The 9,773-nt window shown below is 61.7% G+C and carries 13 protein-coding genes; 6 read left to right on the forward strand and 7 right to left on the reverse strand.

What is annotated here, in order from left to right; all coding sequences use genetic code 11:
• A partial coding sequence (locus tag ENZ75_RS10495) for a LysR substrate-binding domain-containing protein (protein WP_245481145.1) occupies window positions 1–408 on the forward strand: 408 nt, incomplete at its 5' end.
• A gap of 20 nt (window positions 409–428) precedes the next feature.
• On the opposite strand, the gene ENZ75_RS10500 is transcribed toward ENZ75_RS10495, so the two are convergent.
• Window positions 429–1,142, reverse strand: coding sequence for a DNA helicase (locus ENZ75_RS10500; protein ID WP_013530139.1), 714 nt, complete (start codon window positions 1,140–1,142; stop codon window positions 429–431).
• 584 nt (window positions 1,143–1,726) lie between these two features.
• Between ENZ75_RS10500 and ENZ75_RS10505 the strand changes: the two genes are divergently transcribed.
• From ENZ75_RS10505 to ENZ75_RS10520, 3 genes are all read left to right on the forward strand, one after another.
• Window positions 1,727–2,704: a hypothetical protein gene (locus ENZ75_RS10505; protein WP_063168781.1), complete on the forward strand. Its 978-nt coding sequence runs from the start codon at window positions 1,727–1,729 to the stop codon at window positions 2,702–2,704.
• A 645-nt stretch (window positions 2,705–3,349) separates the two neighbouring features.
• A complete protein-coding gene (locus tag ENZ75_RS10515) occupies window positions 3,350–3,706 on the forward strand; it encodes an SPW repeat protein (RefSeq protein ID WP_027162069.1) in 357 nt (118 codons plus the stop codon).
• 212 nt (window positions 3,707–3,918) lie between these two features.
• On the forward strand, window positions 3,919–4,836 hold the full coding sequence (locus ENZ75_RS10520; RefSeq protein ID WP_013530136.1) for an NADP-dependent oxidoreductase: 918 nt from the start codon (window positions 3,919–3,921) through the stop codon (window positions 4,834–4,836).
• A 33-nt stretch (window positions 4,837–4,869) separates the two neighbouring features.
• Here the strand turns inward: ENZ75_RS10520 and ENZ75_RS35065 are convergent, their stop codons facing one another.
• Window positions 4,870–5,100, reverse strand: a complete 231-nt coding sequence (locus ENZ75_RS35065; protein ID WP_244514335.1) for a hypothetical protein — start codon at window positions 5,098–5,100, stop codon at window positions 4,870–4,872.
• Window positions 5,094–5,555 (reverse strand): hypothetical protein, encoded by a 462-nt coding sequence (locus tag ENZ75_RS10525; protein ID WP_244514337.1) that lies wholly within the window; start codon window positions 5,553–5,555, stop codon window positions 5,094–5,096. Before ENZ75_RS10525 ends, ENZ75_RS35065 begins: the two co-directional genes overlap by 7 nt.
• A 217-nt stretch (window positions 5,556–5,772) precedes the next feature.
• Here ENZ75_RS10525 and ENZ75_RS10530 point away from each other — a divergent pair, with 217 nt between their 5' ends.
• Window positions 5,773–6,213: a DUF2267 domain-containing protein gene (locus tag ENZ75_RS10530; protein WP_013530134.1), complete on the forward strand. Its 441-nt coding sequence runs from the start codon at window positions 5,773–5,775 to the stop codon at window positions 6,211–6,213.
• Window positions 6,214–6,275: 62 nt separating this feature from the next.
• Here ENZ75_RS10530 and ENZ75_RS10535 read toward each other — a convergent pair whose 3' ends face one another.
• The 3 genes from ENZ75_RS10535 to ENZ75_RS10545 all read right to left on the reverse strand — a co-directional run bounded on the left by ENZ75_RS10535 (window position 6,276) and on the right by ENZ75_RS10545 (window position 7,877).
• Entirely contained in the window at window positions 6,276–6,491 is a 216-nt protein-coding gene (locus ENZ75_RS10535) for a hypothetical protein (RefSeq protein ID WP_063168782.1), read from the reverse strand.
• Between the two features lie 57 nt (window positions 6,492–6,548).
• Window positions 6,549–6,794, reverse strand: a complete 246-nt coding sequence (locus ENZ75_RS10540) for a hypothetical protein (RefSeq protein ID WP_013530132.1) — start codon at window positions 6,792–6,794, stop codon at window positions 6,549–6,551.
• A gap of 180 nt (window positions 6,795–6,974) precedes the next feature.
• Window positions 6,975–7,877, reverse strand: a complete 903-nt coding sequence (locus ENZ75_RS10545; protein ID WP_063168783.1) for an alpha/beta fold hydrolase — start codon at window positions 7,875–7,877, stop codon at window positions 6,975–6,977.
• A 101-nt stretch (window positions 7,878–7,978) separates the two neighbouring features.
• Here ENZ75_RS10545 and ENZ75_RS10550 point away from each other — a divergent pair, with 101 nt between their 5' ends.
• Window positions 7,979–8,944 (forward strand): LysR family transcriptional regulator, encoded by a 966-nt coding sequence (locus ENZ75_RS10550; protein ID WP_013530130.1) that lies wholly within the window; start codon window positions 7,979–7,981, stop codon window positions 8,942–8,944.
• Here ENZ75_RS10550 and ENZ75_RS10555 read toward each other — a convergent pair.
• A complete protein-coding gene (locus ENZ75_RS10555) occupies window positions 8,907–9,611 on the reverse strand; it encodes a DUF4336 domain-containing protein (RefSeq protein WP_024504113.1) in 705 nt (234 codons plus the stop codon). The genes ENZ75_RS10550 and ENZ75_RS10555 overlap by 38 nt on opposite strands.
• Between the last annotated feature and the right edge of the window lie 162 nt (window positions 9,612–9,773).

The raw sequence follows: 9,773 nt of genomic DNA on the forward strand, positions 1-9,773 counted from the left end.
GTCCCCAACCGCGAAATGCTGCGCGAGATGCGGCTGCTCCTGCTGGAGGAAGGCCATTGTTTTCGCGACCAGGCGCTGTCGTTCTGCAACATGCATTCGGCGCGGCCAAGGGAGTTGCTGGACGGCAGCTCGCTGTCGACCCTGGTGCAGATGGTCGGCGCCGGTGTCGGCGTCACCTTGATTCCCGAAATGGCCGTGCCGGTGGAGACGCGCTCGGCGGCGGTGTCTGTCGCCCACTTTGCCAACCCCCAACCGTCGCGGACGATCGGCATGATCTGGCGCAAGACAAGCCCGATCGCCAAACAGCTGATGCTTATATCCGAAGTGGTTCGCCAGGCGGCCGAAACGTTGCGCGCGCAGCACAATCCGGCATCGGTTGAGCTGAACTTGGTAGCAGCCGCCCAATGAAGGCTTGGCTGACCCGATCGTCAGCCTGCCGCGTGGAACCGGATCTCGCCCTTGTTCAGGAAGCAGGTCTTGTTGAACAGCGACAGATCCAGAGGGTTCGGCAACCGCACATCGCCGATATCGGGAACCGGCTTCTGCGCCGGGTCGTAGGACCGGTCGATCTGCGAGATGAAGACGAGGATCAATCCCCTGTCGCCGGCAAACGCTTTCAGCGTGCGAACCTGCGCCATCAGCTCCGGATTTTGCCGCTTTTGGTCGAGCAGTTGCAGGTAGTCGATCACCACCAGCGTGCCGCGCGGCGCCGAGCCCAATGCCTTGACGATGTAGTCGGCGCTGATGGCGTCGGAATTGTCGAACACGAACCGGTCGTTGAACTGCACCGGGTCTGCCCCGATGGCTCGAAATCGGTCGAGCACATCCCGCTGCGTATACTCCAGCGTGAAGAACACGCCCCGACTGCCGGACTTCATGGCTTCGATTGCCAGTTCGAGACTCATCAGCGTCTTGCCGTGGCCGGGTCGTGCACCCACCAGGACCAGATCGCCGGGCGCAAGTTGCGCAAACAGTGTGCCGGCAGGCGCCGCCCCGGCTGCCTTGGCCGCAAGCAGGCTCCAACTGGCGAAGCCTTCCCGTACTGCAACACGGTCAAGCGCTTCGTGGAGCGGAATTTTGGCCTCGCGGGACAACAGCCTGGCTTGACGCTTCAGATGATAGATGGGCGCGGACAGCTTCATGACAAACCTCCTGGTGCGAGCCGTTTTCGCAACCCCTCCTTATGCCAAGCGCTCGAACAGTTGGTTCGGTGATGAGAGAGCCCTGCATGGATGATGCTTTCCCGGCGGAGGGAGGAGGCGTGAGCCACGCCAGAATCAGATGATAGCTCAATCCCTGCGTATCGAAAATCGCGGAACTCGAGAGATCAGGTTCCGAACCCGCGGCTTTTCGCGATAGGAATTTTTTCTTGACTCCCTGCACTCAGCTATGGTACATATTTGTCCATGGTGCTGATTTGCGCCGATGGCCCGCCGCACAGGCGGGTTTTTCGTTTGATGCTCCGTCAGCCAACGCGCCGACGAGCTCGAAGGAACCCGCCAACCCGAGTTCGTTGCCCTGCTTCAAGGATACGAAGACGTCCGCCGCAAGCCTGGAGCCAGCATGTCGGCGTAGGGCCGTTGCATGCGTCGACCTGCTTTGCGGATCTTCATGCGGGCGCGCTAAACAAGATGTGTTTCGCCTGATAATGCGAGGCCATCTATGATCGATTCTCGCGGCAATACCGCAAGAAATCGCCATTCGCTTCGACAGGAGAATTGATCCGGTGCGGTTGAGATCTGTTTGTCTGGGCGTCGTCGCCAGCTTTTTCGTCGCCGTCATCGCCGTGACGGTGTCGGCTCGATCCTTTGCCGCATCATCTGACGTTCCGGCCTGGTTGCAGGCTCATGTCGGCAACAGCGAGGGCCAGATCTCACAAATTGTCCTCGAACGAGCCCGCGCGCTTTATCGGAAGAAGGTCGCCCAAGGGGCCGTCAAGAACCCCTGCTACTTCGCCATGGATGCGACACGCCCCAGCGATCTGGGCAATGGCGTGCTCGGCCGCCGCTACTACGTCATCTGCGAGGCCAGCGAGTCCTTCCGCGCGATTTCGTCGGGTCATGGCAGCGGGCGGAATCTGAAGGGCGTCGTCGATTTTTCGAATGGCAAGCGGTGCGCTAGGAACTTCGGCAATGCGATGGATTCATCGTTGACGGCCGGCGGCGCCTATATGACCCGCGAGGCGAAAACCTCGTTCAAGGGTTATTACCGCACTGGTGCGAAACGGGACGTGGCTTTCCAGCGCACCTTCATCCAGTTCGACGGCGAAGGCGAAGCCGCGAACGCCAGGCAGCGGGTGATCGGCGGCCACGCGGCCCAGGTGCTGCACGGCCTGTGCCTGCGCAAAAATCCGAACAGCTCGCATGCCGACCATGACGGCTTCGTACCGTTCGGCAAGCTGGTGGATTATGCCGGCGGCCGCAGCAATGGCTGCACCAGTTGGTCGCCGGCGGATGCGCAGCAGATTATCCCGATGGTCAAGGACAATCCGACGACGCTCTACATCTACCCGGAATCGCGCGACATCGCCGCGGTCGCAGCCAACCATTCACAGCCGGGCGCCTATTGGAACGCGTCCTGCCTGAAGGAAATCGGCACACCGAAATTCTGGCCGCGAAAGACCCTCGAGCCGATCATCGCCCAATACAGGAAGGATCATCCGGCACCGCCGCCGCAGCCAGTGCCGATTTGCACGCAGCCGTGACGTCCGCTTCGGCATGCGAACCATGCGCATTGATCAGCAACCCGTCGTGAACCGGTATCGATCCCGATCTCCGAGGTTTGCCAGCGTCTGACTCCCCGCGCGTCGTCGATGTCGGCAAGCCAAAGGCTGGGATAGGTTCATTTGTAACCTCGGCGCGTTGGTCCCCAGAGACAACGCGCGCCCATGGCGCGGGCGGCCGCCGCCGAGAAGGCCGCCGAAACGAAAGGCGCATCCGGTCGTTCCGCCGCCGCGCGCAAGGCAGTGCGGACCAAGGGTACCCGCGGCAGGAAGGAAGCGGCACAGAAGGCTGCCAGAACGCGAACACATCACGCTTACATTGAACGTCTTCTTCGAGGACTGGCGCTCCGGGTGACGACTATGATCGAGAGGCGATCACATGGGTAATCGCCTGCGCCTCGCATCTTCCCGCCGCGTTGTATGTCGCGAACGGATCGGGAGTGGCTGAATGCTCCTGGCGAGGAGAGTTCCCGGTGCCGTGCCAGGCCGATTGGTTGGAACCAACGGCCTGCTCTCCAGTTAGAAAGCCAGCAAGTCTGGTTGTAGCCTTGCCGCCATGTGACCGACGGTTTCAAGGCCGCCGATTGAGCTTCGGAAGCGTGGAGAGCACGCTTGATGGAGAAAATCATGAACCAATGGTCAAATGCCAAGCTCTGTGACGTAGCAAATCTGGTCCTCGGAGCAATTCTCTTCTTCTCTCCATGGATATTCGCCTTCGCGGCAGGGACACAGTCCCAGAATGCCATGGGCAGCGGCATCGTGATTGTCGTGCTTTCGGTTGCCGCCCTCTTCGCCTTTGCTGTCTGGGAGGAATGGCTGAACCTCGTTGTGGGTCTTTGGGTAGTCGTGTCTCCCTGGGTGCTTGGATTCCAGGCAACCACAGCCATGGGCGTGCATGTTGTAATCGGCGTTCTGGTCGCGGTTCTGGCTGCGATCGAGCTGTGGATGATGAACCAGAACCCGCCGACGCAGTCTACGGCCTAGCAGGACTGGGCGTCCTTGCGGCGGCCTGATCGTGACGGATTGGCCGCCGACAAATTGGCATCCCGCTGGGTCGCCGATGATGGTGGAAAATCATCTGACGGTGGCCCGCCGGGAGGCCAGCGTGCCTGCCGCCGCAACCTCGGCTGCACAGCCGCTGACGACAGCCCTGCAGACAGCGTCGCCGAAAGCCAGACAACAGGAGGTATGCCGACATGAAAGCAATCCGCATCCACGCTTTTGGCGGACCTGAGGTTCTTTCGATCGATCAGGTCCCCTCGCCTCAGCCCCTTGACGACGAGGTTGTGCTCAGGGTCCGCGCCGCAAGCGTCAATCCGATCGACTACAAGACCCGCGAAGGGTCGGTGAGCGAGACCCTGCCGGTCACGCTCGGGCGCGACGTATCCGGCACGGTGGAAATATGCGGTACGCGGGCGCATACGTTGAAGAAGGGCGACCCGTTGTTTGCGATGCTTGGTCATGACCGGGGCGGCAATGCCGAATATGTCGTGGTCAAGGCGACGGAGGCGGCTGCCAAACCGGATCGTCTAAGCCATGTCGAAGCCGCGGCGGTGCCGCTTGCCGGCATCACCGCATGGCAAGGCCTTTTCGATCATGGCGGCCTCAAATCCGGACAACGGGTTCTCATCCATGGCGGCGCCGGCGGCGTCGGTCATCTGGCGATCCAGCTGGCCAAGGCCGCGGGCGCGTTCGTCGCGACAACCGTTTCCGCCGAGGACGTCGTTTTCGTGCGTGAGCTTGGCGCCGATCAGACGGTCGACTACAAGAATCAGCGTTTCGAAGAGGTCGTCGATGCGGTCGACCTGGTGTTCGATCTTGTCGCGGGCGACACGCAGGAGCGCTCCTGGGAGGTGCTCAAGCCTGGCGGGACGCTCGTTTCCACGCTTTCCCAACCGTCGCAGGAAAAGGCAAACTTGCGTCGGGCGCGTGGCGTCTCCTACCTGGCCGAGCCGAATGCGGCGCATCTTGCCGAGATCGGCCGCCTCATCGAGGCCGGCAAGGTCACCCCCTTCGTGCAAGCCACCTACCCGCTTGGAGAGGTCGCCAAAGCGGAAGAACGGCTGGAAAATGAGCATGTGCGTGGCAAGATCGTGCTTGAGGTTTCCGCCTAGCGCGAGTTGATGCTCCTGCCCCTCTCGAACGGGTTATCCGATCCGCGCCTCGCCGTCGCTGTCCGGCACGTTTGGAAACAGCACCTTCAGCTTGTGTTCCGCGCTTGCCCAACTGCGCCTGTGATGTTGCCACAGGCACCAGTTGCTCACCGCAAAAGCTAGAATGCCGACAGTCACGGCGAGACTGACCATCGAGCCAACGACAACCTTGAGCATCACGCCGGCAAAGACACCGGCGATGGCACCGTTGACGACATTCACCATCCCTGCGGTTCCGGCGAACGCTTGCCAGGGCCTTGGCTTGAGGCCGACATCGGCCAGCAGAGCCGTTTGGGGGTGGAGTGAACCAGATAGCGCGCCATCGAAGGGGTGAGCTCGGTGTAGCAGTGCCTGATGCGTGCCATGCCGCGGGCGTGGACCATGTCTTCGATGGCCACCTGCACAGCCCTGACGAATGTCACCAGCCCAATGAAGTAGAGGCACGGCAACAGGATCAGGCTGAACAGCATGAAAGGAAGCCCCATCCTCGTCACCTGGGCCACGAAAGCAAGGGCGATCGTGGCGCTGGATACCGAAGTCAGGAACAAATTTGCGCGCTGATTCGCCTCCTGAATAGTCGCCGCCCTGGCGGTCCCCAGCACCAAATGCTCCGTCGTCATCATCTGCAGGAGTTGCTGTCGGTTCTCGCCTTCAGTGGTTTTTGTCTTCCTTGCAGGCATCGCAAAAAACCCGTTGCAGGACGCGCAACCAGCTCCTCAAAGCCGCCCACCCAGGAACGAACTGCTTCGGAAGGGGTTCCGGCGCAACCAAGACCGCTACCGTGGATCCCGGGGCAGAGCCGGATCACAGGCCGAGCCAATTTTGTCGACAGATAGCGAAACGATTGTCCCTGAGCATCGTTTCGAAACCAGACATGAATTTGATGAGGAGGCGATGATGAGCGCTACCGGTTTGGATGTCTTTGACAGGACGCTGCAGACAACCAACATCTGGCTCGACGAGATCATGGACGATCATGGTCCGGATCGGCGAATTGCATGGCACATATTGGGCGCGGTCCTGCGGACCGTAAGGGACAGGCTGCAGATCGGGCTTGCGGCCAAACTTGGGGCGGAACTGCCGCTCCTGGTGCGCGGCGCCTATTACGACCACTACCGGCCCGCAGCCGAGCCGGACAAAACGCGCTCCCTGGAAAACTTCTCGCAGCACATCGGCGAGGAATTGAAATCGATCCGCCCCGTCGATCCCGAGGATGCAGCACGCTCGGTGTTCCGAGTTCTTGCACGGCATATTGATCTTGGCCAATCGGCTAAGGTGCGCGATGCGCTGCCGAAGGAAATCCAGGCGCTCTGGCCCGAAAGCCTCGGTGTCAAATAGAGATGGCACGAATCTGGCGGCTCCCCGGACAGCCAGGCCGAGGCTGGCGCCCCTGTCGGGCGTCAGTCCCGCAAACGGTTGGCGGCATGATCCTGATGCTGCTCGGTCGCGACCTGCCTGGAGTCCAAACCGCGTTCTTTGGAATGCTGTGCCTTGTCGCGATTGGACAGAACCTTGTTTTCTTCGAGCTTGTCTTTTGGCGTCACGGTCATGGCGCCTGTGCCGGAACCCTTTCCTTGTGAACCTGCTCCGATGTGCTTCTTGCTGCCGTGTGCCATGGGCTGCCTCCAATCTATGACGAATGTTCCAGGAGCGTTGCTGGTCCGTGACGCGCTTTAGTCGTCGGCACGGTTCTTGTGATGGGCGCTTTCCTGATTCTTGCCGCGAAGCATGTTGCGGTCGTCTGGATCGACGAGGTCCGGTGTATCGGTCCTCATGTCCGCTCCCTTGCGCAGTGCTTCGCGTTCCGCCGCTGATCGTTTCAGATCCGCCTCGGCATCAAAATCCTTGCCGGCGTTCTTTGTGTTTTCCCGCTCTTCAATGATGCGAATTTGTTGATCGTGGGTTTTGCGTCCAGTCATCGCTTTCCTCCGGCGTGTTCGTGTCGGCGCCCGAAAGTGGTGCGTCGCCGGCCGTCTCTAAGGTCGGTTACGGCGTTTGCCTGTCCGAGCCTGCCTTCGTGCTGATAATGGCAAGGTGACGGGATCGTTCCGAAAGGCGTTGAAAAGCTTCTCGCCAGATGGCTCCGCTCGGCCCGGCGCTCACATTGACGCAGGCTCCGGCTGGCGCCCGCCCTTGTGAACCGCAGCGTCCTTTGAACGCTCGGCAACCGCCGGGCTGGTGCCGGATGCCTTTGCCGTCGCGGCACTCGGCTCCGCGCAGAAATCGATGACAGCCTGGATGAACTCCGCCGGATATTCGATGTTCGACAGATGGACCGCAGGCAGCACAACCAGCTTCGCGCCGGGTACCGTCGCGGCGATCAGCTCGCTGTGGCTGGCTGCCGTCACCGTGTCGTGCCGACCAGCGATCACCAGCGTCGGCCGGGGTATCAGTGCCACGGTGCGGCGAAGGTCCGCGTCGCGAACCGCCGCGAACAGACCCGCCAGGCCCTGCCGGTCGATAGCCAGCAGCATGGCGCGAAAGTCTTCGACCACAGGCTCGTTGGCGGCAACCAGCGACGCGGGGAACCAGTTGCTCAGGAACGTCTCGGCGGTTTCCGACATGTCCCGCGCCTGGCGCACCGCAGCGATCCGCTCGTCGAAATAGCTTGCCGGCGCCAGATGCGACGAGGTGTTGCTCAGGATCAGCCGGTCGATCCGCTCGGGCGCGTGGATGCCGAGCCACTGCGCGACGAACCCGCCGAGCGACAGGCCAAGGAAATGTACGCGTTGCAGGTCGAGCGCATCGAGCAACTCGATGACGTCGCGGCCAAGCCGGTCCAGCGAATAGGCGCCGACCGGAACGCTCGATCCGCCATGGCCGCGAAAATCGTAGCGCAGGACACGAAAATGCTTCGACAATTCGCCGACCTGCCCATCCCACATGTGCAGCGTGGTGCCGATGGAATTCGACAGCACCAGCACCGGCTTGCTTGCCTCGCCGTCGAAGCGGTAGGCGATGCGCGTGCCATCGCCCGTTGTGACGAAATTCAGCTCATTCATGATGAAGATTCCTTCTGGAACGTTGAACGAGACAGAGCCTAGCTGTGGAGCGATTTTGTTGATATTACAAAGATAAGACAATCTCTGTAACAAAAACTGACATGGCCGAATTCACCCTGCACGATCTGCAATGCTTCGATGCGGTGGTCCGCACCGGCGGTTTTCAGCCTGCGGCGGCCATGCTGTATCGCTCGCACCCCGCGGTGTTCGCCGCCGTCGCCAAGCTGGAGCGACAGCTCGGCCTCGTCCTTTTGGATCGCAGCGGCTATCGCGTGCGTCCGACCGAGGCCGGGCTGTCGTTCCACCGCCGAGCGCTATCGCTGCTGCGCGAGATGGACGGTTTGCGCGTCCATGCCGCCCAGTTGGCGATGGGTGAGGAAAGCGAGATCCATGTGGTGATCGGCGACCTGTGCCCGCGCCCGCAGGTGCTGGGCATGCTCGGGCGATTCTTCGCACAGTTGCCCGGCACGCGCCTGCATCTGCATTTCGAAGCGGTGGGCGGCCCATGGGAGCGTCTCTTCGACGACGAAGCCGACCTGATCCTGCACTGGGTCGACAAGGGCGATGCGCGGGTGGAATGGGTCGATTTGTGCAAGGTGTCCTTCATTCCCGTGGTGGCGCCGGGCTTTCTGCCTCAGCGTATCGAGCAGCCGATCACCCCGGACCAGATGCAGGCACTCACCCAATGCGTCATGCGCGACAGCGCCCGCCATTCGCCACAACAAAACTATTCGCTGATCGAAGGCGCGCCGCAATGCCTCGTCGCCGACCAGGGCATGAAGAAGGAGATCATCCTGCAGGGCCTTGGCTGGGGCCACCTGCCCCGCTTCCTGATCGAGGAAGAACTGCAGGACGGACGCCTGCACTCCATTGCCGGCCGTCATCTGCCGGGCCGCACCGACGAACTGGTGGTGGCGCGCCGCCGCGACCGGCCGCATGGGCCGATCGCGAACCGGCTGTGGGATCATATCCAGCAGGAAGCGCCGGCATTGCGCCGTGTGCTCGAAGCGCCGAAATCCGCCGAGGAAGTCAGCGGCCAACCAGCCAGCGAAAAGCGCGACGGATGAACGTTTGAGCGTCCTCCGTCACTGGTTCGCCGTGCGCCATCAGCACTCTTTCGGCCGGCCATGCCAGTATGCGTTGAAGAGCGGCACGCGCGGCGCGCCGGTCGGTAAAGCCGGCGCGGAATTTTCGCGGCACTGAGGGCTCTGCGGCCACCATCAGATCCAGCCGGGCTACGAGCGCCCGCCAGCCCTTGAACCATCCGGCGTGGAAATGCTGGATCAGATCGGTGAACAACACTGTCCTGCTTGCGCGGTGGAAGAAGACAATCTCGGTGGTGATCCTGTTGCCGCGCACGACGACCTGGTCGAGATCGTCCGCCCAGTCGGCGGCAGGCGTATCGCCGAGCTCGCCGCAGAAGAGGATATCTCGGCGCTTTTCCCGCAGGCCGGGTGGCGCATAGACCTTGGCATCGGGATAGCCGCGCTGCCAGTCAGCGAGAAACACGTGGTGAAGCGAATTGGGCGGGATCAGGAAGCGCACCACGCCCAGAGCGTCCACATCGGCGCGCAGCTCGTTCGTGAGCTCTACCGGTGACCAGATGAACAAACCGCCCCCGGACAATCCGATAACGGCCATACGCGTGGGATAGTGAAAGCCGGCGGCCGCCGTGACGATCGGACCATCCGCAATCCAGATCCCAAGGCCGAATTCCTTGAGACTACCAGCCATTTGCACATTGCTTCCCATAGAGCCGCTTGAATTCCGATGCGCCACAGTCGACCCTTCGCGGGATTGGCGGCTGCCGCAATGCGGCGGTCACGCAGCAAAAGTTTACATATGTGTAAATTTACACTAGGGTATAAAAATGACAACCCCAAAGCGGACCGAACG

The organism is Mesorhizobium sp. M7A.F.Ca.CA.002.04.1.1, from assembly GCF_004022805.1.
Lineage (GTDB): Bacteria > Pseudomonadota > Alphaproteobacteria > Rhizobiales > Rhizobiaceae > Mesorhizobium > Mesorhizobium ciceri.